Origin of the sequence: Microbacterium sp. oral taxon 186 str. F0373 (assembly GCF_000411455.1) — a bacterium.
In the GTDB taxonomy this organism is placed as follows: Bacteria; Actinomycetota; Actinomycetes; order Actinomycetales; family Microbacteriaceae; genus Microbacterium.
The window spans coordinates 1,108,955-1,131,344 of record NZ_KE150457.1 but is presented as its reverse complement, the minus strand read 5'-3'; the positions used below and the strand labels follow the sequence as shown (position 1 = coordinate 1,131,344).

24 protein-coding genes are annotated in these 22,390 nt (G+C 69.7%); 9 read left to right on the top strand and 15 right to left on the bottom strand.

Annotated elements, in window-relative coordinates; genetic code table 11:
• Positions 1-16: 16 nt before the first annotated feature.
• The 4 genes from HMPREF1529_RS05220 to HMPREF1529_RS05205 all read right to left on the bottom strand — a co-directional run bounded on the left by HMPREF1529_RS05220 (position 17) and on the right by HMPREF1529_RS05205 (position 2,581).
• Positions 17-352: a hypothetical protein gene (locus tag HMPREF1529_RS05220; RefSeq protein ID WP_005051738.1), complete on the bottom strand. Its 336-nt coding sequence runs from the start codon at positions 350-352 to the stop codon at positions 17-19.
• Positions 349-1,041: a hypothetical protein gene (locus HMPREF1529_RS05215; RefSeq protein WP_016463992.1), complete on the bottom strand. Its 693-nt coding sequence runs from the start codon at positions 1,039-1,041 to the stop codon at positions 349-351. The genes HMPREF1529_RS05220 and HMPREF1529_RS05215 overlap by 4 nt, the downstream gene beginning before the upstream one ends.
• Before the next feature lie 109 nt (positions 1,042-1,150).
• Positions 1,151-1,588: a hypothetical protein gene (locus tag HMPREF1529_RS05210; protein ID WP_016463991.1), complete on the bottom strand. Its 438-nt coding sequence runs from the start codon at positions 1,586-1,588 to the stop codon at positions 1,151-1,153.
• 12 nt (positions 1,589-1,600) lie between these two features.
• Positions 1,601-2,581: a Gfo/Idh/MocA family protein gene (locus HMPREF1529_RS05205; protein ID WP_016463990.1), complete on the bottom strand. Its 981-nt coding sequence runs from the start codon at positions 2,579-2,581 to the stop codon at positions 1,601-1,603.
• A gap of 67 nt (positions 2,582-2,648) precedes the next feature.
• Between HMPREF1529_RS05205 and HMPREF1529_RS05200 the strand changes: the two genes are divergently transcribed.
• Positions 2,649-3,572, top strand: a complete 924-nt coding sequence (locus tag HMPREF1529_RS05200) for an NADP-dependent oxidoreductase (protein ID WP_016463989.1) — start codon at positions 2,649-2,651, stop codon at positions 3,570-3,572.
• Positions 3,573-3,597: 25 nt separating this feature from the next.
• Here the strand turns inward: HMPREF1529_RS05200 and HMPREF1529_RS05195 are convergent, their stop codons facing one another.
• Complete coding sequence (locus tag HMPREF1529_RS05195) at positions 3,598-3,966, bottom strand: sterol carrier family protein (protein ID WP_016463988.1); 369 nt, start codon at positions 3,964-3,966, stop codon at positions 3,598-3,600.
• Between the two features lie 54 nt (positions 3,967-4,020).
• Here HMPREF1529_RS05195 and purD point away from each other — a divergent pair, with 54 nt between their 5' ends.
• Positions 4,021-5,295, top strand: coding sequence for a phosphoribosylamine--glycine ligase (gene purD, locus HMPREF1529_RS05190; RefSeq protein WP_016463987.1), 1,275 nt, complete (start codon positions 4,021-4,023; stop codon positions 5,293-5,295).
• A 223-nt stretch (positions 5,296-5,518) separates the two neighbouring features.
• On the opposite strand, the gene HMPREF1529_RS05185 is transcribed toward purD, so the two are convergent.
• Positions 5,519-7,003 carry a DHA2 family efflux MFS transporter permease subunit gene (locus HMPREF1529_RS05185; RefSeq protein ID WP_016463986.1) on the bottom strand — a complete coding sequence of 495 codons (1,485 nt, stop codon included), beginning with the start codon at positions 7,001-7,003 and terminating at the stop codon, positions 5,519-5,521.
• Positions 7,000-7,632 carry a PadR family transcriptional regulator gene (locus HMPREF1529_RS05180; protein WP_005051721.1) on the bottom strand — a complete coding sequence of 211 codons (633 nt, stop codon included), beginning with the start codon at positions 7,630-7,632 and terminating at the stop codon, positions 7,000-7,002. Before HMPREF1529_RS05180 ends, HMPREF1529_RS05185 begins: the two co-directional genes overlap by 4 nt.
• Before the next feature lie 92 nt (positions 7,633-7,724).
• Between HMPREF1529_RS05180 and HMPREF1529_RS05175 the strand changes: the two genes are divergently transcribed.
• The 5 genes from HMPREF1529_RS05175 (at position 7,725) to HMPREF1529_RS05155 (ending at position 12,621) form a co-directional block, all read left to right on the top strand.
• The gene (locus tag HMPREF1529_RS05175) at positions 7,725-8,051 is read left to right on the top strand and encodes a hypothetical protein (protein ID WP_016463985.1); all 327 of its coding nucleotides are present in this window, start codon (positions 7,725-7,727) and stop codon (positions 8,049-8,051) included.
• Between the two features lie 44 nt (positions 8,052-8,095).
• Positions 8,096-8,464 (top strand): PH domain-containing protein, encoded by a 369-nt coding sequence (locus HMPREF1529_RS05170; RefSeq protein ID WP_016463984.1) that lies wholly within the window; start codon positions 8,096-8,098, stop codon positions 8,462-8,464.
• A 40-nt stretch (positions 8,465-8,504) separates the two neighbouring features.
• Positions 8,505-9,452, top strand: coding sequence for a phosphoribosylaminoimidazolesuccinocarboxamide synthase (locus tag HMPREF1529_RS05165; protein WP_016463983.1), 948 nt, complete (start codon positions 8,505-8,507; stop codon positions 9,450-9,452).
• A gap of 326 nt (positions 9,453-9,778) precedes the next feature.
• On the top strand, positions 9,779-11,134 hold the full coding sequence (locus HMPREF1529_RS05160; protein WP_016463982.1) for a uracil-xanthine permease family protein: 1,356 nt from the start codon (positions 9,779-9,781) through the stop codon (positions 11,132-11,134).
• Positions 11,135-11,319: 185 nt separating this feature from the next.
• Positions 11,320-12,621, top strand: a complete 1,302-nt coding sequence (locus HMPREF1529_RS05155; protein WP_016463282.1) for an ISL3 family transposase — start codon at positions 11,320-11,322, stop codon at positions 12,619-12,621.
• Between the two features lie 296 nt (positions 12,622-12,917).
• Here the strand turns inward: HMPREF1529_RS05155 and HMPREF1529_RS05150 are convergent, their stop codons facing one another.
• From HMPREF1529_RS05150 to HMPREF1529_RS05130, 5 genes are all read right to left on the bottom strand, one after another.
• On the bottom strand, positions 12,918-13,931 hold the full coding sequence (locus tag HMPREF1529_RS05150) for a LacI family DNA-binding transcriptional regulator (protein ID WP_016463981.1): 1,014 nt from the start codon (positions 13,929-13,931) through the stop codon (positions 12,918-12,920).
• Between the two features lie 3 nt (positions 13,932-13,934).
• Entirely contained in the window at positions 13,935-15,443 is a 1,509-nt protein-coding gene (locus HMPREF1529_RS05145) for a GH1 family beta-glucosidase (RefSeq protein WP_005051708.1), read from the bottom strand.
• Positions 15,444-15,472: 29 nt separating this feature from the next.
• The gene (locus HMPREF1529_RS05140) at positions 15,473-16,378 is read right to left on the bottom strand and encodes a carbohydrate ABC transporter permease (RefSeq protein WP_005051706.1); all 906 of its coding nucleotides are present in this window, start codon (positions 16,376-16,378) and stop codon (positions 15,473-15,475) included.
• A complete protein-coding gene (locus tag HMPREF1529_RS05135) occupies positions 16,375-17,475 on the bottom strand; it encodes a carbohydrate ABC transporter permease (RefSeq protein WP_005051704.1) in 1,101 nt (366 codons plus the stop codon). Before HMPREF1529_RS05135 ends, HMPREF1529_RS05140 begins: the two co-directional genes overlap by 4 nt.
• Positions 17,476-17,563: 88 nt before the next feature.
• A complete protein-coding gene (locus tag HMPREF1529_RS05130; RefSeq protein WP_016463980.1) occupies positions 17,564-18,838 on the bottom strand; it encodes an ABC transporter substrate-binding protein in 1,275 nt (424 codons plus the stop codon).
• Between the two features lie 344 nt (positions 18,839-19,182).
• Between HMPREF1529_RS05130 and purS the strand changes: the two genes are divergently transcribed.
• Both purS and purQ read left to right on the top strand, forming a co-directional pair.
• A complete protein-coding gene (gene purS / locus HMPREF1529_RS05125) occupies positions 19,183-19,428 on the top strand; it encodes a phosphoribosylformylglycinamidine synthase subunit PurS (protein WP_016463979.1) in 246 nt (81 codons plus the stop codon).
• The gene (gene purQ, locus HMPREF1529_RS05120; RefSeq protein WP_005051698.1) at positions 19,425-20,132 is read left to right on the top strand and encodes a phosphoribosylformylglycinamidine synthase subunit PurQ; all 708 of its coding nucleotides are present in this window, start codon (positions 19,425-19,427) and stop codon (positions 20,130-20,132) included. Before purS ends, purQ begins: the two co-directional genes overlap by 4 nt.
• Before the next feature lie 22 nt (positions 20,133-20,154).
• Here the strand turns inward: purQ and HMPREF1529_RS05115 are convergent, their stop codons facing one another.
• From HMPREF1529_RS05115 to HMPREF1529_RS05105, 3 genes are all read right to left on the bottom strand, one after another.
• Positions 20,155-20,586: a DUF1761 domain-containing protein gene (locus tag HMPREF1529_RS05115; RefSeq protein ID WP_016463978.1), complete on the bottom strand. Its 432-nt coding sequence runs from the start codon at positions 20,584-20,586 to the stop codon at positions 20,155-20,157.
• Between the two features lie 105 nt (positions 20,587-20,691).
• Complete coding sequence (locus HMPREF1529_RS05110) at positions 20,692-21,246, bottom strand: nucleotidyltransferase family protein (protein WP_016463977.1); 555 nt, start codon at positions 21,244-21,246, stop codon at positions 20,692-20,694.
• Complete coding sequence (locus HMPREF1529_RS05105) at positions 21,243-22,334, bottom strand: XdhC family protein (RefSeq protein WP_016463976.1); 1,092 nt, start codon at positions 22,332-22,334, stop codon at positions 21,243-21,245. Before HMPREF1529_RS05105 ends, HMPREF1529_RS05110 begins: the two co-directional genes overlap by 4 nt.
• Positions 22,335-22,390: the final 56 nt, after the last annotated feature.

Here is a 22,390-nt window from a genome sequence, read left to right as displayed (position 1 = left end):
GCGCGTCTCGACGTGCTCAGCGGCGCGGCGCGGCGCCGTCGTCCGTGGCGTCGGGGGATGCCTCGGCATCCGTGTCGTCCATGAGCACACCGTGGTCGATCTCGCCGCCCATCTTCGCCGGATCGATCGCGAGCATGCACAGCGCGATGATGACCAGGGTCGCGATGAAGGCGACACCGGCGACGACCAGAGAGACCACGACGACGTGCACCCGCTCGTCGCCGGTGAGGTCCTGGAAGAACCCCATCGAGACGAGCGTGACGAGGCCGGAGAACACGGCGGCGGCGAAGGCGAAGCCCAGCAGCTGCACCGGCTTGAGCAGATCACGACGGGTGGGACGCGGCTCGCTCATGCGGATCCTCCTGAACGGGTGCCGTCCTCGGCGGCGGGGCGTCGCGGCGAGAGGCCGGCGATGCCGAGGAAGACGGCGATGATGGCGGCATAGCCGCCGAAGAGGCCGACACCGATGGTGATGCCGGTCAGGGTGAAGGAACGCCCGGCTTCGGAGATGAAGTACTCCAGGCTGTACGCGGGGTTCACCAGAAGCAGACCGATGCCGAGCGCGATGGTGAGCGCACCCGCGAGCACGCCGTCGCGACCCTCGTCGCGGCGCTCGCTGCGAAGGACGCCCACGAGGGACGCGGCGCTGCGGCGCTGCCGGATGCCCCCGATGAGCTCGGCGACACCCGCGATCAGCGCCCACGCGATGACGACGACGAAGAACAGCGCCGTCGAACGCAGCCCCGGAATGCCGGTGGCCATCCCCGCGAGCAGGGTCAGCACCCCGAGCAGGATCGGAACAGAACGGCGCTCGCGCGGGAAGACGAGCCACGCACCGATCAGGAGCACGAGCGCGGTGGCGATCGCCCACCCGCTGAAGACGGCGAGACCGACGGATGCCGAGTGGTCGGGCGAGAAGGTCACCATCACGGCGGCGAGGGCCGCGAGGAGGGCGCGACCGAGCTGCACATGACGCACATCGAAGGTGCGGGTCGCTCCTGCGCCGTGGGTACGGGTGGGAGCGGGGGCGTCGTCGGACACGTCGGACTCATCGGATCGGGGACGGTGGAACCCCACCAGTCTAGGTCGTCGCCCGCGCCGACCCGGCGCCGTCCGGCGCCGTCCCCCGGCGAACGCCGGTGGTGCGCGCTCAGCCCACCGATCGGGCGACGAGCTCTCGCAGCGTCTTTTCGACGGCCGGTGTCACGGCGACCACGGCGAACGACGTCGCCCACATGTCACCGTCGTCCAGCAGCGCGTCCTCCTGGAAACCCACCGTGCCGTATCGGGTGTCGAACTTCAGTGCCGGCTGGTAGAAGACCACCACCTTCCCCTCGCGGGCGTAGGACGGGAAGCCGTACCAGGTCTTCGGCGCGAGCTGCGGCGCTTCCTCGGTGACGACGCGGTGCAGCAGTGTGGCCACCTCCCTGTCGGTGCCGGTCAACGCGTCGATCGCCGCGATGCACGCCTCGAGCTCTGCGGCCTGTTTGGCCGCGCCCTTCAGCCCCTTGGTGGCGCGCAGCTCTTGAGCGCGCTGCGCCATCGCCGCGCGCTCATCGGCGCTGAAGCCGCTCTTGGTGTCGCTCATGAGTTTCTCCTGTCACTGGGGCCGCGGGGCGGGGAGCTGCTCGGCACCGGCTCGGATCGCCTCGACGGCGCGCAGCACCTCGAGGCTGCGCCGCTGGTCGGCAGATGCCTCGTCATCTCCACGGACGAGCTGGGCGAAGCGGGCCACCTCGAAGCGCATGTTGTTGTCGGGGCCGTCGATCTCGATCTCCTCGTGCACGCCGGAGAACAGGTCGAGCGTGATCCGGCGCGGCGCGGTGATCTCATCGATCTCGATCGTGCCGAGCTCGCCCTGGATCTCGTTCGGTCGACGCGAGGCGCCGATCTTGGAGAAGGCAATCTGCACGACGAAGCCGTCGTAGGAGAGCACGGCGGCACCCGCGCCGTCGGCACCGGTCGCGATCGTCGCCGTCGCCCCGACCACCGCACCCGGTGCGCCGAACAGCTCGATCGCGGCGCTGAGCGGATAGACACCCAGATCGAACAGCGCTCCGCCCGCGAGAGCCGGGTCGAAGATGTTCGGCGTCTCGCCGGCCAGGACGAGGTCATACCGCGCCGACCGCTGGCTCTGCCCGAACGACACCAGCCGCACCGTTCCCACCTGGGGCAGCAGGGCACGCAGACGGGTCATGCCCGGGTCGTACGCGTTGCGCATGCCCTCGAACACGACGACCCCACGGGCCCGGGCCGCCTCGACGAGGCGCGCGAACTCGTCCGCCGTCGGTGTCGCCGGCTTCTCGAGGAACACGTGCACACCCGCCGCGATGGCCGCTTCGGCCTGCGCGGCGTGGGCTCCGTTCGGCGACCCCACGTAGACGGCATCCACCTCGCCTGAGGCCAGCAGCGCCTCGAGGTCGGTGCTCACGCCGTAGATGCCGAGCCGATCGGCGAACGCGCGACCGCGCGCCGCGTCGCGGGAGAACACCACGTCGATGCGGATGCCGGGCGTCTGCGCGACGGCATCGGCGAACTTCTCGGTGATGGTGCTGGTGCCGATCGTGGCGAGTCTGATCACGCCCCCAGAATAGGCGCGAGGCTCGTCCGCAGGAATGGATGCCGGGCGCGCACGGTTGGGATCGAGCATGAAGGCACTTGTCTATTCGGATTTCGGCGGCAACGACCGCTTCGAGCTCACCGAGCGTGAGGAGCCGCACGTCGGTCCCGACACCCTGGTGGTGAGGGTGGTCGCGGCCGGGATCAACCCCGTCGACTACAAGATCCGCGAGGGCTACCTGCGCGGCCTCATCGACACGCGTCTTCCTGTCGTGCCCGGCTGGGACGTCGCCGGCATCGTCGAGAAGACGGGACTGGACACCCCCGAGTTCGCCGTGGGCGACGCGGTGCTCGCCTACGCACGCGCCGACATCGTCGAAAACGGCTCGGTCGCCGAGTTCATGCCGGTGCCGGTGCGCACCGCGACTCTGAAGCCCGAAGGTCTGTCGTTCGAGGATGCCGCCGCGCTGCCGCTGGCCGGGCTGACGGCGCTGCAGACGCTGGAGCGCGCCGGTGTCGGCGCGGGTCAGACCGTGCTGATCCACGGCGCCGCTGGTGGGGTGGGCTCGTTCGGCGTGCAGCTCGCACGCCGGCTCGGGGCTCGTGTCGTCGGCACGGCGTCGGAGCGCAACCACGCGTACCTCCGCGATCTGGGCGCCGAGCCCGTCGTCTACGGCGAGGGCCTCGTGCCTGCGGCCCGCGAGATCGCCCCCGAGGGGTTCGATGTCATCATCGACTTCGTCGGCGGCTCGACGCTCGACTCGACGCCCGGTCTGCTCGCCGACGGCGGCGTCGTCGCCTCGATCGCCGACGCCCGCGCACGCACCGAGTTCGGCGGCCACTACGTGTGGGTGCGTCCGAACGCATCCCAGCTCGGTGAGCTGGCTGAGCTCGTCGCGGCGGGCGAGCTGCGCGTCGAGATCGCGGCGACCTACCCGCTCGACGAGGCTGCCGCCGCCTACGCCGCTCTCGAAGAGGGCCACACCCGCGGCAAGATCGTCGTCACCGTCTGACCGCGCCCGCCCCGCGGCGGCGGTCTCACGGACGCAGCGGCAGCAGGGGCGCGAGGTCGGCCCGGGTGCCGGACGCGAGAATGCGTCCGGCACCCAGGGCATCGGCCCACGACTCGGCACCGGTCGCGAGCGCGATCCAGGTGGTCGCGTCTGTCTCGACGACATTCGGCGGGGTACCGCGGGTGTGCCGCGGGCCCTCGACCACCTGCACCGCGCCGAACGGCGGCACGCGCACCTCGACGGTGTTGCCGGGGGCCTTCTCTGCCAGCAGCTGGAGCAGGTAGCGCACGGCGGTCGCCATCGCCGTGCGCGGGGGTGTCACGTCGGCATCCCTCGCCGCGGTGACAGCGGCGAGGGCGTCACGACCGTCGGCGGTGGAGATCTTGCGGGCCATGCCTCCACGCTAGCCCGCACTCACGACGCGGCGGCCCGTCGGTAGGCTGGCCGGGTGCGCATTCTCGTCCTCGGTTCCGGTGCCCGCGAGCACGCCATCCTCCTCGCTCTGAAGGGGGAGAACGCGGGCCACGACCTGTTCGCGGCCCCCGGCAACGCCGGCATCGCCGCCGACGCCACGATCGTCGCCGCCCTCGATGCCAACAGCCCCGCCGCGGTGACCGAGTATGCCAACGACCACGACATCGACCTCGTGATCATCGGCCCCGAGGCGCCGCTGGTCGCGGGAGTCGCCGACGCCCTGCGGGAGCACGGCATCCCGGTGTTCGGCCCCGGAAAGGCCGCGGCGCAGCTGGAGGGGTCGAAGGCGTTCGCGAAGCGGATCATGGATGCCGCCCACGTGCCCACCGGTCGGGCGACGCGGGCCACGACCCGCGCCGAGGTCGAAGCCGCCCTCGACGCCTACGGCGCCCCCCACGTCGTGAAGGCCGACGGACTGGCCGCCGGAAAGGGCGTCGTCGTCACCGACGACCGCGACGCGGCGCTCGCGCACGCCGACACGTACCTTCCCACCGGTCCCGTGCTCGTCGAGGAGTTCCTCTCCGGCCCGGAGGTGTCGCTCTTCTTCGTCAGCGACGGAGACACCGTGCGCGCGCTCAGCCCCGCGCAGGACTTCAAGCGCGCGTACGACCGTGACGCGGGCCCCAACACGGGCGGCATGGGCGCGTACTCACCGCTGCCCTGGCTGAGCGACGACTTCGGCAGCGAGGAGGCGTTCGTCGCCGAGGTGACCCGCACGGTCGCCGAACCGGTCATCCGCACGCTGGATGCCGAGGGCACCCCCTTCATCGGTCTGCTCTACGCGGGACTCATCCTGACCGCCGACGGCATCAAGGTCATCGAGTTCAACGCCCGCTTCGGCGACCCCGAGACGCAGGTCGTACTCGCCCGTCTGACCAGCCCCCTGTCACGGCTGCTGATGGCGGCGGCATCCGGCACGCTCGAGGACGAGCCGGCACCGACGTTCGCCGACACGGCCGCGATCACCGTCGTGCTCGCGAGCGAGGGCTACCCCGAGGCGCCGCGCACCGGCCGGGTCATCACGGGACTGGATGCCGCGGCATCCGTTTCGGGAGTGCACCTCGCGCACGCCGCGACGGCGGTGCAGGGCGACGGACTGGTGGCGACGGGTGGACGTGTGCTCAACGTAGTGGCGACGGGCGCCTCGTTCAGCGCCGCGCGCGACCAGGCGTATGCCGCTCTCGAGCGGATCGACCTGGAGGGCTCGCACTACCGACGCGACATCGCCGCCCGCGTCGCCGTCGACTGACGATCCGCGTCGTCGACGGCCCCGCTCAGCGCTTGGTGAGGTGCGGTGCCCGCGGCCGCACCTCTCGCCACCCTTTCGAAGCGCTCGCCGAGAATCGGTGGCGCGATCTGCGGCATCCCTCCCCCGGGAACAGCAGAACGCGCCACCCGTTTTCCCACCACACAGAATCAGTGGCGCAGACGGCGCTCACACACAACCGGGGGCCGCAGAACGCGCCCCCTTTTCAGCGCTTGGTGAGGTGCGGCGGACGCTGCATGAACAGCACCGCGACGACGCCGATCAGCAGCACGATCGCCGGCAACAGGATCGTCTGCGCCATGGCGTTCGAGAAGCCGTCGACGACGACCGCGGGCAGCTGCCCCGTGCCGAAGTCGCCGCCGGCGTTCGAGGCGCCCGGCAGATTCGCCTCGAGACGCGACTGCATGAAGGCTGCGATCGCGGCGGAGCCGAGCACCGAGCCGATCGTGCGCGTCGTGTTGTAGATGCCCGCGCCCGCGCCGGCCTGACGCGGCTCGAGGTTGCGCGTCGCCGTGGTGGCCAGCGGTCCCCACATGCCGGAGTTTCCGACGCCCATCAGGAACGAGGGCAGCAGGAACATCCAGATCGGGGTGTCGGGGTGCATCAGCGAGGAGTACCAGAAGAGCGATCCGGCGACCAGGAGCAAGCCGGGCACCAGCAGCACGCGCGCATCGATGCGATCGAGCAGGCGGCCGGTCAACGGCGACAGCACCCCCGCGGCGACCGCCATCGGCACGAGCAGCAGCGCCGACTCGGTGGGGGTCAGACCGCGCGCCAGCTGCACGAAGAACATGAGCGGCAGCGACATGCTGGTCACCGTGAAGCCGACCGTGGCGATCGTGAAGTTCGACACCGAGAAGTTGCGATCACGGAACAGTGCGAGCGGCACGAGCGGCTCACTGCGGGTCTTCGCCTGCTGCCAGATGAAGAGCGCCATGACGACGACGCCGCCCGCGATCATCGTCCACACCCACGCGGCCCAGTCGAAGTGCTCGCCCTCCTGCAGACCGAAGACGATGAGGAACAGGCCCACCGCGCTCAGCACGACGCCGACGAGGTCGAAGCGGTGGTGGTGCGTCTCGAGGTTCGGCACGAGCATCCACGCGAGGACGAAGCCGATCACGCCGACGGGCAGGTTGACGAAGAAGATCCACTCCCATCCGAGACCGTCGACGAGCAGGCCGCCGGCCAGCGGGCCGACGAGCATGGCGACCCCGGAGGTCGCTCCCCACAGGCCCATCGCCGCGCCGCGGCGCTGGGGCGGGAAGGTGCGGGTGATGACGGCCATCGTCTGCGGCGTCATGAGTGCGGCACCCAGGCCCTGGATCGCGCGGAAGACGATGAGCATCTCGAGCGACCCCGACAGGCCGCAGCCGAGGGAGGCGAGCGTGAAGATGGCGAGCCCGATGAGGTAGATGCGCTTCGGGCCGAATCGGTCTCCCAGGCGACCGGTGATCAGCAACGGCACGGCGTAGGCCAGGAGGTAGGCCGACGTGACCCACACGACGTTGTCGAGGTTGTTGGTCGTCGGGTCGAGGGCTGCCTTGATGGCGGGGTTGGCCACCGAGACGATCGTGGTGTCGACCAGGATCATGAAGAACCCGATGACGAGCGCCCACAGGGCGGGCCACGGGCTGCGTTCGGGGGTGGGCGCGGGCGCGGTCACATCGCGCGTGCGTTGTTCGGTCATGAGCGTGCGGCTTCTCTCTGTGCCAGGTAGCGATCGGTTTTCTCGTGTGTTCCCCACACGAAGTCGGGGTGGGCGAGCCGCTCCAGCAGGGCGGCGAGCCAGTCATGGTCGGCGGAGAGCAGGGCCCGCTCTCGATCGAGCTCGATGAGGTACTGCTCGATCACGCGGGCGGCCTCGGTCGAGTTCTCCCGAGCACGGCGGATGCCGTCGGCGAGCTCGTCCCGCGCACGGGCGAGTTCCGCCCGTCGGGTCGACAGCAGCGCGATGACGTCCTCGCGGGGGAGATTGTGCGCTTCAGCGAGGGCCACCCGGAACTCGACGGGCCGGTCCAGGAGCGGGAGTTCCCGGCGCACCCAGTCCTGGACGGCCTCATGGCCGGCGTCGGTGAGCGTGTACGTGGTGCGCTCCGGGCGGTTGCCGTCGCGGCCGACACCGACTTCGGCGAGCAGAGCGCACTTCTCGAGTCGCGCGACCGTGTGATACATCGTGCCGTTGGTCACCGAGACGATCCGGTCATCGTGCCGCTGCCGCATGAGCCGGATCATCTCGTAGGGGTGCATGTCGTCTTCGCGCAGCAACGCGAGCACCATCACTCCCAAGGGTGTGAGCCGGTCGACAGCGGTCTTCACGGCGTCCTCCTTCGATGATCTCTCGACTACTCCATATCGATTAGTCCACGTGGACTATACGCCGATTTCTCACGGCGCGCTACTGTCTGCTCATGACGGCAGAGGCCCGGGCGGTGTTCGACGACATCGCCGCCGAGTACATGGTGCTCCCGGGCGTCGACATCGGACCCATGTTCGGCAGCGAGGGCCTGCGCATCCGCCGGAAGGTGTTCGCCTTCATGGGCTATCGGTCGGGACTGATCGCGAAGCTGCCCGAAGAGAGGGTCACCGCGCTCGAGCGGACCGGCAGAGCCGAACGCATGACCATGCGCGGCCGCGCGATGCGCGAGTGGGTCTTCGTCGCACCGGATGCCGTGGAGCTCTGGCCCGACGTCGTCGCGGAGGCCTACGCGTTCGTCGACCGCATCACCCCGCGATAACCGCACGACAGCGGGGACCGCCTCCGCCGACGGAAAGGAAGAAGATGGAAACCGCACCGCTGCTGACCTGGACGCTGCAACAAGAGATACCGATTCCCGCGGACGTCCTGCCGCTCTTGACGCAGGGCGAGGACGCCGTCGCATCTTTCAAGACGTTCCGGGACTCGGCGACTTTCACCACGAAGCGGCTGATCGTGCGGGACGCACAGGGACTCACCGGCAAGAAGGTCGAGATCTACTCCCTTCCGTACTCGGCGATACACATGTGGTCATCAGAGAACGCCGGAAAGCTGGACTGGAACTCGGAGATCGAGCTGTGGACGCGCGCCGGCCACATCAAGGTCAAGCTGTCGAAGGGCGCCGACGTCCGCCGGATCGACAGCCTCATCGCCTGGGCTGTGCTCAACCACTGACACGGCGGCGCGCGCTCGCCCACCCCGCGATAATGGACGCGTGACCGACGCCTCCTCGCCTTCCGCCGCGCCCGCCGATCTGCCCGGCTGGACCCACGTCTACTCAGGCAAGGTGCGCGATCTGTACCGTCCCGCGGAGGGTGGACCTGCTCCGGCGGAGCGCATGCTCGTCGTCGCGAGCGACCGGGTGAGCGCGTTCGATCACGTGCTGAGTCCCGGCATCCCAGGCAAGGGCGAGCTGCTCACGACGCTCAGTCTGTGGTGGTTCGATCAGCTCTCCGGTGCCGACGGCGGACGACGCATCCCGAACCACCTCGCCGCCACCCACGCACTCGTAGCCGGGTCGGACGACGCGGTGGATCTGGTTCCGGCCGCCGTCGTGGGTCGGGCGATGATCGTACGCACCCTCGACATGCTGCCCATCGAGTGCGTCGTGCGCGGCTACCTCACCGGATCGGGGTGGAAGGAGTACGTCGCCGAGGGGACGGTGTGCGGCATCCCCTTGCCTGCCGGCCTGCAGGACGGCGACCGCCTGCCCGAACCGCTGTTCACTCCGGCGTACAAGGCGCCGCTGGGAGAGCACGACGAGAACATCTCGTTCGCGCGCGCCGAAGAACTGGTCGGCGCCGAGCGGGCCGCACAGCTGCGCGACCTGTCCCTCGAGATCTACCGCCGCGCGGCGGCGACCGCCGAAGCGAAGGGGCTCATCCTCGCGGACACGAAGTTCGAGTTCGGGGTGGATGCCGACGGCGTGCTCACCCTGGCCGACGAGGTGCTCACGAGCGACTCGTCGCGCTACTGGGATGCCGCCGCCTGGGCGCGCGGGACGACCCCCGCCGAGCGAATGGCGAGCTTCGACAAGCAGATCGTCCGCGACTGGCTCGCCGCGGCCTGGAACGGGCGGGGGACGCCGCCCGAGCTGCCCGCCGAGATCGTGGAGCGCACCGCGGCCAAGTACCGCGAACTGCTCGAGAAGCTGACCGACTGACGGGCAAGCGCGTTTCGACTCGCTCCGCTCGCTCAACGACCGGAGAGGTGAGCGCGCGGCGCAGCCGCGCGGCGAAACGCCCGGACGCGGTGCGCGGCGTCAGACGAAACGTACGGTGTCGCCCGGTTCGGTGCTCGATGCGACTCGGCAGGCCGTGACACCCCCAGCATCTTCCGCGGGGAGAGCACGGCTGAGGCGAGAGCGTCTTTCACGGCGCGCGTCCGCGGCTCACAGCCCGCTCCCAGGTAGCCTGACCTCGGCATCCGCCGACCGCCCCACCCCGCCCACCGCACGGCTGAACGCCCCGCCGAAGAAGGAGCACGAGCATGCCCATCTGGACCCAGCACGGAGACGGCCGCACCGTCGAGCCCGGCGCCGTCGTCAAGCCGCACGAGCGGCTCGGGTGGCCCGCAACGGTCGCGATCGGCGCGCAGCATGTCGTCGCCATGTTCGGCGCGACCTTCCTCGTGCCGCTGCTGACGGGCTTCCCCGTGTCGACGACGCTGCTGTTCTCCGGCGTCGGAACGATCCTGTTCCTGCTGCTGACCGGCAACCGTTTGCCGAGCTACCTCGGCAGCTCGTTCGCGTTCATCGCTCCGATCCTCGCGCTCGGCCCCGGCGACGGCAAGGCGCTCCAGACGGGCGAGCAGATCAGCCAGGCGCTGCTGGGCGTGTTCGTCGCGGGCGTGCTGCTGGCCGGCATCGGCTTCCTCGTGCAGGCCACCGGCACCGGCTGGATCGAAAGGCTCATGCCGCCCGTGGTCTCAGGCGCGATCGTGGCTCTGATCGGCCTGAACCTCGCCCCCGTGGCGTGGACGAACTTCCAGAAGGACGCGCTGCTCGGTGCGATCACGCTGGCCGCCTGCATCCTGTTCGCCGTGTTCTTCCGCGGGTTCCTCGGGCGCATCTCGATCTTCCTCGGCGTCGTCGTCGGCTACGTCGTCGCCGCGATCCTCGGCCGGGTGGACTGGTCCGGCGTCGCGGATGCGGCGTGGATCGGCCTCCCCCAGTTCCACCTGCCGGCCTTCGGCGACCCGCACGCCTGGGCGATGCTGCCGATGTTCCTGCCGGTCATCCTCGTACTGATCGCCGAGAACGTCGGCCACGTCCGCGGCGTCGCGACGATGACCGGCGATCCCTCGATCAACAAGCGCACCGGGCGCGCGCTCATCGCCGACGGCATCGCGACCACGATCGCCGGCGTCGGCGGCGGCTCGGGAACCACGACCTACGGCGAGAACATCGGCGTGATGGCCGCCACCCGCGTGTACTCGACCGCGGCCTACTGGGTCGCCGGCATCGTCGCGATCCTGCTGGCCTTCTCCCCGAAGATCGGCGCGGTCATCTTCGCGATGCCCGCGGGCGTGCTCGGCGGCGTCACGACCGCCCTCTACGGCCTCATCGGCGTCATCGGCATCAAGATCTGGGTCGACAACCAGGTGGACTTCTCGCGCCCGGTCAATCAGTACACGGTCGCCGTGGCCTTCGTCATCGCCATCGCCGGTTTCACGATGAACCTCGGCACGCTCAGCTTCGGCGCGATCGTGCTGGGCACCGTGGCCGCTCTCGTCATCTACCACCTCGGCAACGCGATCGCCCGAGCGCGCAAGACCGGCGCGGACGACGGCGGCCCCATCGTCCCCATCGGCCCGCTCGGCGGCGATCCCGAGAACGTCGGCTGAGACCGGGCGACGCCGGGCGGGCGGGACAGCGGGCGGGACAGCGGGTCGGCTCAGCGAATCGGTGGCGCAAACTGGCTCTTCGCAGTTGAGGGTGTAGCCCGGGACCGCCGGCTGGTTCGCGGATGGGCGTCGAGGTCTTCCAGGATGGAAGTTCTCACGCTCACCATCCGCCGGAAGACCTCGACTTGCACCACCCTACGTTCGCGACCCCTGACCTGACCACGTTCTGCCGTCTTGACGAGCTCGGCCTTCAAGCCGTCGGGCAGCTGCTCGAGCCTGATCGGGCGGTGCTGGAGTGCCGCGTCGTCGAGGACGACCCGTGGTGTCGGAAGTGCGGCGCGGAGGGCGTGCCGCGTGACACGGTGACGCGGCCGCTGGCGCATGAGCCGTTCGGGCATCGGCCGACGACGCTGCTGGTCCGGGTGCGCCGCTACCGGTGCACGCACTGCCGCCGGACCTGGCGGCAGGACACGTCGAAGGCGGCGGCGCCGAGGGCGAAGATCTCCCGCGGCGGGATCGGGTGGGCACTCACGGCGATCGTGGTCGACCACCTCACCGTCTCCCGCGCCGCAGCAGGGCTCGGGGTGTCGTGGCATACCGCGAACACCGCGATCATCGCCGAAGGCAAGCGTCGCCTGATCGACGACCCGGCGAGGTTCGACGGGGTCACCACGATCGGTGTCGACGAGCACGTCTGGCGTCACACACGGTTTGGCGAGAAGTACGTGACCGTGATCATCGACCTCACCCCCGCGAGGAACAAGACGGGCCCGGCCAGGCTGCTGGACATGGTCGAGGGCCGCTCGAAGCAGGTGTTCAAGGAGTGGCTCGCCGCCCGGCCTGCGGAGTGGTCGAGCCGGATCGAGGTGGTCGCGATGGACGGGTTCTCCGGGTTCAAGACCGCCGCGGCCGAAGAGCTCCCCGACGCGGTCCCGGTGATGGACCCGTTCCATGTCGTCCGTCTCGCGGGCGACGCGCTGGACCGCTGCCGGCAGAGGGTTCAGCAGGACACTCTCGGGCACCGCGGTCACGCCGGCGACCCGCTCTACGGGGTCCGCCGCACCCTCCACACCGGCGCGAGCTTCCTCACCGAGAAGCAGACCGCGCGGCTCGACGCGGTGTTCGCCGCCGAGGAGCACGTCGAGGTCGAAGCGACCTGGGGCATCTACCAGCGCATCGTCGCCGCCTACCGCGAACCCGACAAGAACAAGGCGAAGGAGATGATGCGGGCGGTGATTGACTCTGTCAGCAACGGCGTTCCCGCGCTGCTCAAAGAGGTCCGTCGCCTCGGCCGCACGCTGAAGCAGCGCGCCGCGGACATCCTCGCGTTCTTCGACCGCCCCGGAACGAGCAACGGCCCAACGGAGGCCATCAACGGCCGGCTCGAGCACCTTCGCGGCTCCGCCCTCGGCTTCCGCAACCTCACCCACTACATCGCGAGATCACTGCTCGAAGCCGGAGGCTTCAGACCCGCGCTACACCCCTAATTCCGAAGAGCCCGCAAACTGCGGCATCCCGCGCCCGAGAGCCGCAGAACGCGCCACCCTTTCAGCGCCCTCAGCGCGACGGGCACGGAGGATGTCGGCTGAGGCCCGCGTCCCGCGGGATCGTCACGCCCGCGTCGTGAATCGGTGGCGTGATCTGCGGCATCCCTCGCCCGGACACCGCCGAACACGCCACGCGATTCGCCCCACCCCGAGTCGGTGGCGCAAACGGCGGCATCCCGCAGCCGGACACCGCAGAACACGCCACCGGTTCGTGCGAGCGCGCGGCGGATGCCGGGTCAAGCGGAATCGCGGACGATGAGCTCCGTGGGCAGGATCGTCACACGATCGGGGGCGCCGCCGGACAGGATCGACAGCAGCATGTCGGCCATCCGCTCCCCCTGCTCGCGCGACGGCTGCCGCATCGTCGTGAGCTGCGGGTTGACCGTGCGGGCAACGGGCGAATCGTCGAAGCCCACGATCGCGACATCCTCGGGCACGCGGATGCCCGCGCGGCCGAGCGCCGCGAGCGCACCGCGGGCCATGAGATCACTCGCGACAAAGAGCGCGTCGAACTCGACCCCCGCATCGAGGATCCGCTGCATCGCGGCGGAGCCGCCGTCGGCCGTGAAGTTGCCGTCCTCCTCGGCGACCGGCTCGAGCCGGGCGGCGGCGAGGGCATCGCGGAAGCCGACGAGACGGTCGACGCCGGCGGGCATGGTGACGGGGCCAGCGATCGTCGCGATCCGGCGGAAGCCGCGACCGATCAGATACTCCGTGGCCTCACGTCCGCCCGCCACGTTGTCGACGTCGACGTAGTAGTCGCGTTCGCGCTCCCGCACCGGGCGACCGCCGTAGACGACTGGGACGACGTTCGCGATGCGGTCGATGAACGTGTCGCTCGTGTGGTGCGAGACGACGATGGCGCCGTCGACGGCGCCGCTGCGCACGTACGCCGAGGTCTTGTCGCCCGGATCGTCGCTCGCGATGATCAGGTTGAGCACGTACTCCGACCGGCTCAGCCGCGTGTTGATGCCCGACACCACCGATGCGAAGAACGGGTCACCGAAGAAGCGGGTGGTGTCCTCGGGCACGACCAGGGCGATCGCCATCGTGGCACGGCTCGCGAGCGAGCGCGCGGCCCGATTGGGCACGTAGTTCAGTTCCGCGATGGCACGCCGTACCGCTTCCAGCGCCGCCGGGCTCACGGCCGTGGAGCCGTTGACGACGCGGGAGACGGTCGACCGCGACACTCCTGCGGCGGCCGCGACTTCTTCGATCGTCGGGGCGACTCGCGGAGTGTCGATGGTCACGGGCTACCTCTGAAGAGTCGAGATCGGAGCGCCGGAATCCGGGGCAGCCCCGGAGACCGGAACCGCTGCGTCGTCGAGTGCGCGGGCGGCGATGACCCGACGATACTCCAGCGCGCTGTCTTTCGCGGTGCGCACCTGGGTGTCGTAATCGACGTGGACGATCCCGAAGCGCTTGGCATATCCCCAGGCCCACTCGAAGTTGTCCAGCAGCGACCAGTAGAAGTAACCGCGGACGTCCACGCCCGCATCTGCGGCATCGAGGATCGCCTCCAGATGGGCCAGCAGGAACTGCGTGCGCTGAAGGTCGTGCACGCGCGCGACACCGTCTTCCACGACGAGCTCGTCGTCGTACGACGCGCCGTTCTCGGTGACGTACAGGACGGTGCCGGCCGGCTGGGCGTACTCGGCCCACACCCGCTGCAGCAGACGGGTCAGCCCCTCGGGCTGCACCTCCCAGTGCATGTTGGTGCGCGGCAGGCCACGATCGTGCCAGTAGATCCCCTCGTGCGACGGGAAGGGGGATGCCGCGGGCCGGTCGGTGGGCGCATCACCCGGCAGCGGCGGGTGCGGATCGGGTGTACCCCCGACGAGCTCGCCGTGGTAGTAGTTCACCCCGAGAGCATCCAGCGGCTGCGAGATGGTGGCCAGGTCGCCCGGCTGGTTCGCCGCCTCGAGCGCATCGATGGCTTCCGGCGCGACGGCGCGGATGTCCTCGATCACATCGGCGGGGTACTCGCCGCGGAAGATCGGGTCGAGGAACCACCGGTTGAACTGCCCGTCGATACGGCGGGCAGCATCGGCATCCGCGGCATCCGCGGGGTCGACGGCGTCGGCCACCGTGAGGTTCAGCGTGATGCCGAGGCGCAGATCGGCGTCACGCTCGCGCAGTTCCCGCACGACCGCGCCGTGGCCGAGCATGAGGTGGTGCGCGGCGAGTACGCCATCGGTCGCGCTGTAGCGACCCGGCGCGTGGATGCCGGCGGTGTAGCTGAGGAAGGACGAGCACCACGGCTCGTTGAGAGTCGTCCAGTTCTGCACCCGGTCGCCGAGCACGTCATGCACGCTCAGCGCGTACTCCAGGAACTGCTCACTGGTGGAGCGGGCCGTCCAGCCGCCCTTCTCCTCGATCGCCTGCGGCAGGTCCCAGTGGTAGAGCGTGAGCCACGGCAGGATGTCATTCGCCCGCAGTTCGTCGACCAGGCGCTCGTAGAAGTCGAGCCCCTTGCGGTTGACGGGGCCGCCGTCGGGGCGCACGCGCGACCACGAGACCGAGAAGCGGTAGGTGTCCAAGCCCAGGTCCTTCATGAGGGCCACGTCGTCGCGGAAGCGGTGGTAGTGATCGCACGCGACGTCACCGTTGTCGGCGGCGATCACCGCGCCGGGCACGCGGCTGAAGGCGTCCCAGATGGATGCCGTGCGGCCGTCCTCGAAGGCGGCGCCTTCGATCTGGTAGGCGGCGGTGGCCGCGCCGAAGAGGAAGCCCTCCGGGAAGGAGCGGGAGAACTCTGTCATGAGTCGACCTTTCTGAAGCGATCGGGCGCTCAGCCCTTGACCGCGCCTTGCATGATGCCGCTGACCAGCTGCTTGCCGGCGAACACGAACAGGATGAGCAGTGGAATCGTGGCCAGCAGCACGCCCGCGAGCACGATCGAATAGTCGACGAAGTAGTTGGACTGCAGGAGCGACAGCGCCACCGGCAGCGTCGGGTTCTGTCGGTCGAGAACGATGAACGGCCAGAAGAAGTTGTTCCACGCCGACACGAAGGTGAACAGAGCGAGCATCGAGGCGGCAGGGCGTGCGGCCGGCAGACCCACCGTGAGGAACGTGCGGAACGAGGTGGCGCCATCCACGCGTGCTGCCTCGATCAGCTCGTCAGGAACGGCCTGGCGCAGGTACTGCGTCATCCAGAAGACGCCGAACGCGCTGACGAGCGCCGGAACGATGATCGCGCCGAGCTGACCGGTCCAGCCCATGTCGCTGAAGAGGATGTACAGCGGCACGACGCCGAGCTGGGTGGGCACCGCCATGGTCGCGATGACGAAGACCAGGAGCCAGCTGGAGCCTTTGAACTTGAGCTTGGCGAAGGCCCATCCGGCGAGCGTGGAGAAGAACACGACGGAGATCGCGATGAGCCCGGAGCTGATGATCGAGTTCCAGAGAGCGCCCCAGAAGTTGACCGCCGGGTCGTTCACGACCTTCGCCGCGTTGGCGAGGAAGTTCCCTCCCGGGATCCACGACATGTTGGGGTCACGGATGGTGTACGAGTCGCCCGAGCCGATCAGCAGCGACCAGTAGAAGGGGAAGAGGCTGCCGACGAGCACCGCGGCAAGGCAGGCGTAGACGATCCACCCCGGCCGCGATCCCTTGACGGCACGATGACGGGCCTTCTTCTGCGGGGGCAGCTTCTCGTCGACGACGGCGAGGGCGTTTTCGTTGAGGACGCTCATCGCGTCACCTCCGGTGCTTCGATGGTGCGGCGGGACTCGGATGCCGCGACGCGGTCGGCCGCGACCGCGGCGCGGGCGGCGCGGTGCGCCGCGCGCATCTGCGCCCGGGTCAGGGTGTTGCGGCTGCCCTCGTCGCGCACCAGGTTGCGGGTGATGAAGAGGTTGATGACGCCGATCACCAGGATGATGATGAAGAGGATCCAGGCCAGCGCCGCAGCCCGGCCCAGGTTCCACTGACCCCAGCCGAGGTCGTACAGCCAGAGCGAGATCGTCAGCCACTGGTTGTTCGCGCCGCCGGTGCCCGTCTGGTCGTACATGCGCGGCTCGTCGAAGATCTGCAGGCCGCCGATGGTGGAGGTGATGATGACGAAGATCAGGGTGGGGCGCAGGCTGGGCATCGTGATCGCGAAGAACTGCCGCACCTTGCCGGCGCCGTCGACGGTCGCAGCCTCGTAGTAGTCGCGCGGGATCGCCTGCATGGCGGCCAGCAGGATGAGGGTGTTGTAGCCGGTCCAGCGGAAGTTCACCATCGTGGCGATCGCGATGTGGCTCGCGAAGGTGTCGGAGTGCCACATCACCGGCGGGATGCCGATGCTGCTCAGCCAGGTGTTGATGATGCCGTACTGGTCACCGAACATGTTCGAGAAGATCAGGGCGACGGCGACCGGGGCCATGACGTACGGAACGAGCACGCCCATCCGCCAGAACGTCTTGGCGCGGATGTTCTGATCGAGCAGGGCGGCGATGAAGACGGCCGCGACCAGCTGGGGCACCGAGGACAGCAGGAAGATGCTGAACGTGTTGCGCAGCGCCGCCCAGAACTTCGGGTCGTTGATGACCGTGGCGTACTGGTCGAATCCGACGAACGTGCCGGAGTTGCGCACGAGATCCCAGTCCATGAAGGAGATCACCGCGGTGTACCCGATCGGGAAGAGCCCGACGACCAGGAACAGGACGAAGAACGGGGAGATGTACAGGTACGGCGAGAGCTTGAGATCCCACGAGCTCAGCCGGTTGCCGAAGCCGATCCGCTTCGGCTGGCGGGTGTCCGCGGCGCCGGCGGCGCGCACCCGCGTGGAGGTTCTGGTGGTATCCACTCTGGAGTCCTTCGATTCTCGTGGTTGAGGCAGGGAGCGGGCCCGGGAGGGGTCCCCCGGGCCCGCTGTGATGTGTCTGCCGTGGTCCTTACTTGATCGCGGCGACTTCCGTCTGCCACTGGGCCCACGAGGCGGCCTTGTCCTGCGTTCCCTCTTCGACGCGGGTCAGAGCCTTCTGCATGGCGTCGTTGACCTGGAAGTAGAACTGCCCCTTGAAGGGAGAGACCGTCACCGCGTTGGCACGATCGGTGAGGATCTGGCCGGTCGGAGCGTTGTTGAAGAACTCGTTCTTCGCGCTCAGCAGCGTGTCGGACTTCATCGCGTCGACCTGGCTGGGGAATGTGCCGGCCTTCTCGAACGCCATGAGCTGGGTGTCAGGGCTGGTCAGCCAGTCGGCGAGCTGCTGCGCAGCCGCGACGTTCTTGCCGTTGGCCGGAACGGTCAGGTACGAGCCGCCCCAGTTGCCGCCGCCGCCGGGGAAGACGTTGGCGATGTCCCATCCCTTGACGTCCTTGGCGTTGCCGGAGATGACACCGAGCATCCAGCCCGGGCAGAGCATCGTCGCGAAGGAGCCGTTCGTGAGGCCCGCGAACCAGTCATCGGACCACTGGCTGAGGTGTGCGGACTGCGTCTTGGCGGCGTCGAGGACCTGGTTGTAGATCGTCTCGACCTTAGGGTCGATCGCGATCTTGCCGTCCGAGGGGTTCTCGTACGCGGCCTCGACCTGGTTGATCATGCCCTGGTAGGTACCGCCGGCGGAGTCGAAGAACGCCTTGCCCGTGGCGGCGGTGTACTTCGCGCCCGCGTCGAAGTAGGTCTTCCAATCTCCCGTGAGGAGCTTCGCGACCGACTCACGGTCGGTCGGCAGGCCCGCGGCGGCGAACAGGTCGGAGCGGTAGCAGACGCCCTCCGGTCCGATGTCGGTGCCGTACCCGATGAGGTTGTCCTTGGCGTCGGTGGCGGCCTTGACCTTCCAGTCCAGCCAGCGGCTCTTCAGGTCGGCGGGGACCGGCGCGAGCAGGTCGGAGTACTTCATGACCTCGGGAAGCCAGTCGACCTCGATGGCCTCGATGTCCGCGAGGCCCGTCTTGCCGAGCTTCTGGAAGTAGTTGGCGCGCGCGTCGTTGCTCGTCGCTGCCTTGTTGTGAACGATCGTGACGTTCGGGTGCTGCTTCGTGTACTCGGCGAACAGCTCGTCCGAGTAACCGAAGTCGTTGAAGGTCGCAACGGTCAGCGTGACCTTCTCGTTGGGGTCGGCCGTCTTGGCTCCGCCGCCGCCACCGGCACAGCCGGCGAGGACGAGGGCGGAGGTGGTCGCGACGCCGGCCACGAGGCCGATGCGCCGCAGTGCGCGTGTGTTCACGTGTCACTCCTTTGTGGATGTGTTTCAGGTGCGTGGGTTGCGTTCCCGTCTCCCCGCGTTACCGCGTCGCTATCGGAATGGGAGCGCTCTCACCGGACACCGACGACGCTATGGGATCGCTCCCAGGAAAGCAAGGGAGCGCTCCCACGAGTGGATCACGGTTGCGTAACGACGGCCGTGGCAAATCGGCGGAATCCGCTGCGCGGGGCGTCGCCTCACCAACGGATGCCGAGGGCCGGATGCCCGTAGACTGAGGGCGACCCCTTCCCTCCCGCGGCGCGCCGGCTCCGGCATCGATCCGCGGGACGACCCCGCGGCCGTCAGGCGGCCCTCAGGAGGACCGAATGCCCACCATCGTCGTCGATGTCATGCCCAAGGCCGAACTGCTGGACCCGCAGGGCAAGGCCGTCGCCGGCGCCCTCGGCCGTCTCGGCGTGGAGGGCTTCTCGGCCGTCCGCATCGGCAAGCGGTTCGAACTCACCGTGGACGTCGTCGACGAGAAGACGCTCGAGACGGTGCGCACTTTGGCTGACGAGGTGCTCTCGAACGCGGTGATCGAGGACGTGGTGGGCATCGAGGTCGTCGAATGACCGCACGCATCGGCGTCATCACCTTTCCGGGCTCGCTCGACGACGGCGACGCCCAGCGCGCGATCCGCCTCGCGGGCGCCGAGCCCGTGGCCCTCTGGCACGGATCGCACGATCTCGAGGATGTCGACGCGCTCGTGCTGCCGGGTGGCTTCAGCTACGGCGACTACCTGCGCGCCGGCGCGATCGCCGCGCTCGCCCCGATCATGACCGAGGTGAAGGATGCCGCCGCCAAGGGCATGCCCGTGCTCGGCATCTGCAACGGGTTCCAGATGCTCGTCGAGGCACACCTGCTGCCGGGCGGTCTGATCCGCAACGCCCACCAGCAGTTCATCCGGCGCGATCAGCGCCTGCGCGTCGAGAACGCGTCGACCGCCTGGACCTCCGCCTTCGAAACCGGCCAGGAGATCACGATCCCGCTCAAGAACGCGGATGGCGGCTACATCTGCTCGGCCGAGACGCTGAACCAGATCGAGGGCGACGGTCTCGTCGCGTTCCGCTACCTCGGCGTGAACCCCAACGGCTCCCTCGACGACATCGCCGGCCTCACGAACGCACGCGGCAACGTCGTCGGCCTCATGCCCCACCCCGAGCACGCCGTGGAGCCGGGCTTCGGTCCGAACACCCCCGACGCGATGCGCTCGGGCGTGGACGGACTGGGATTCTTCACCTCGGCGATCGCCGCCGTGGTGGGCGCCGCCGCCTGAGCCGCCCTGAGCCCCCTGACCCTCAGACGGTTCCGGCCGGAGGCCACAGGCCGATGACGAGCGCCATCAGCAGCACCGAAGTCAACTCGAACCCGATGGTGAGCACCGTCAGCTGCGACGGGCGCCCCTCGAACGCGTCATGCGTGATGACCCGCGCCGCAGTGAAACCGGCCCAGAGCGTGACCGCCGTCACGAGCGCCGACGCGAGGTAGCCGCCGCTGTAGAAGTGCCATGCGATCGCGACGGATCCGGCCAGCACCCACACCGTGAGGAACGTCACGACTGCCGACACCATCAGCGGGATCGCGGGCGAGCCGCGACGCGCACCCCTGTCGATGCGCGCGAGGCGCGCCCACCGCTCGAGGAAGAGCGCCGGCGAGTACCAGACGGCGCCCAGCGCCATGCTGAGAACCGTGCCGATGAGCACGGCCCAGTAGTTGATCTCGGGAATCATGACGCCTCCTGGTGAGTGAGCCGATACCGTGCCGCGAGGGTATCGCGTCGGCTTCCGCGGCGTACAGGGGCGCTGCCGACGGCGGGCGGAGGGGCAACGTCCGCGTCAGTCGGAGGTGTCGCGGTCGCGGCCGTGCCACAGGTCGGCGCACTCCACCCGTTCAGCGCCGTGCGCCCGCAGGTACGCGCCGGCGCCGCTGTCGCCCGTCAGCGCACCGGCCACCCGCGGCACGTGCGCCCGGCCGATCAGCACCGGGTGGCCCGGGCGACCCCGGTACACGGCCTGACGCAGGGCGTCCGCGTCGGCATCCCGCATCATCCGACGACACGCCGATGCCGGCAGCTCCGGCACATCCACGGGAACGAGGAGCGCAGCGACGGCACCCGACACGCCGGCCGCCTCCAGCCCGAGACGGACGGATGCCGACAGCTCACGGCGCCCGTCGGCGACGCGCACCACGACGGCCCCCGCCGGCACGAGCGGCTCCGCCTCGTCGGCGCCCGTACCCAGCACGACGACGACCGGCTCGCACCCGGCGGCACGGAGGGTGCCGACGGCGAGCGCCAGCCACGGCTCGCCCGCGGCGGTGCGGGCCAGCGCCTTCGGGCCGCCGAAGCGGGTGCCGGCGCCCGCCGCGAGCACGACCCCGCAGATCGTCACGGCCGCCGAGAATACGCCGGGCCGAGGGCGGCGACCGGCGCGCAGACAACGGCGCCTGCCGCCTCGGGTGCCGTCTGCGCGTCGCGGCGGCCGGCGGCGTGAACGGGGCCGGCCAGGACCGATAGCCGTGCACCCGACCCGCCCCGGCGATCGGCGATGATCTCGGCGAGGATCGACAGGGCGGTCTCGTCGGCGCAGACGCCGCCGAGGTCGAGGCCGATCGGGGAGCGCAGGCGCGCGAGCTCGGCGTCGCGCACGCCCGCGTCGCGGAGGCGGCGGAGGCGGTCGTCGTGGGTGCGGCGGCTGCCCATGGCTCCGACGTAGTCGGCGGCAGAGCCGAGCGCGACCCGCAGCGCCGGGACGTCCAGTCGCGGATCGTGACTCAGCACGCAGATCGCCGTCGGCCCGTCGAGCCGCTCGCCGGCCAGATAGCGGTCGGGCCAGTCGACCACGACCTCTGCACCGGGAAAGCGGTCGGCGTTGGCGAAGACCTCCCGCGGATCGACCACGCTCACGCGCTGCCCCATCGCCTGACCCAGGCGGGCGAGCGCGACGGCGAACTCCACGGCGCCCACCACGATGAGCCGCGGGCGCGCGCCGACCTCGACGACGATCGCATCGGCGTGCGGCGCGGCATCCGTCCCCGACGCGGCAGCGGTCCCGTGCTCGACGACACCCGTCCCACGGAGAGCGCCCGACGTCACGAGACGGAAGCGGGTGGGGATGCCGGCGGCATCCCGCTCCGCCAGCAGCGCGAGCTGGGCCGCCGCGGCGCCGCCGGGCGGCACGGGGCGCACGAGCACCTCGACCGCTCCCCCGCAGGTGAGGCCCGCGGCGAGGCCCTCGCCGTCGCTGTAGCCGAAGCTGTCGACCGACACCGCTCCGCTGTCGATCGCCTCGAGACACCGCTCGTAGACGGCGCCCTCGACACACCCGCCGGACACGTTTCCGAACACTGCGGCATCCGAGACGATCATGCTCGCCCCGACCGGCCGCGGCGCGCTGCCCGAGACCGCGACGACCGTCGCGATCGCGAACGCACGACCCTCGCGCACCCACTGAGCCGCCGGGGACAGGATCTCGCGCATGGTCGTCACCGTAATCGCCGCTCGTTGCGAGCCTGTTGCGTGCGCGTGAAACACGG

Excerpts from the sequence above, each read along its gene's own strand:
- HMPREF1529_RS05220 (WP_005051738.1), bottom strand. The coding sequence starts at position 352 with ATGAGCGAGCCGCGTCCCACCCGTCGTGATCTGCTCAAGCCGGTGCAG.
- HMPREF1529_RS05210 (WP_016463991.1), bottom strand. The coding sequence starts at position 1,588 with ATGAGCGACACCAAGAGCGGCTTCAGCGCCGATGAGCGCGCGGCGATG.
- HMPREF1529_RS05200 (WP_016463989.1), top strand. The coding sequence starts at position 2,649 with ATGAAGGCACTTGTCTATTCGGATTTCGGCGGCAACGACCGCTTCGAG.
- HMPREF1529_RS05195 (WP_016463988.1), bottom strand. The coding sequence starts at position 3,966 with ATGGCCCGCAAGATCTCCACCGCCGACGGTCGTGACGCCCTCGCCGCT.
- HMPREF1529_RS05185 (WP_016463986.1), bottom strand. The coding sequence starts at position 7,003 with ATGACCGAACAACGCACGCGCGATGTGACCGCGCCCGCGCCCACCCCC.
- HMPREF1529_RS05175 (WP_016463985.1), top strand. The coding sequence starts at position 7,725 with ATGACGGCAGAGGCCCGGGCGGTGTTCGACGACATCGCCGCCGAGTAC.
- HMPREF1529_RS05170 (WP_016463984.1), top strand. The coding sequence starts at position 8,096 with ATGGAAACCGCACCGCTGCTGACCTGGACGCTGCAACAAGAGATACCG.
- HMPREF1529_RS05160 (WP_016463982.1), top strand. The coding sequence starts at position 9,779 with ATGCCCATCTGGACCCAGCACGGAGACGGCCGCACCGTCGAGCCCGGC.
- HMPREF1529_RS05145 (WP_005051708.1), bottom strand. The coding sequence starts at position 15,443 with ATGACAGAGTTCTCCCGCTCCTTCCCGGAGGGCTTCCTCTTCGGCGCG.
- HMPREF1529_RS05140 (WP_005051706.1), bottom strand. The coding sequence starts at position 16,378 with ATGAGCGTCCTCAACGAAAACGCCCTCGCCGTCGTCGACGAGAAGCTG.
- purS (WP_016463979.1), top strand. The coding sequence starts at position 19,183 with ATGCCCACCATCGTCGTCGATGTCATGCCCAAGGCCGAACTGCTGGAC.
- purQ (WP_005051698.1), top strand. The coding sequence starts at position 19,425 with ATGACCGCACGCATCGGCGTCATCACCTTTCCGGGCTCGCTCGACGAC.
- HMPREF1529_RS05115 (WP_016463978.1), bottom strand. The coding sequence starts at position 20,586 with ATGATTCCCGAGATCAACTACTGGGCCGTGCTCATCGGCACGGTTCTC.
- HMPREF1529_RS05105 (WP_016463976.1), bottom strand. The coding sequence starts at position 22,334 with ATGCGCGAGATCCTGTCCCCGGCGGCTCAGTGGGTGCGCGAGGGTCGT.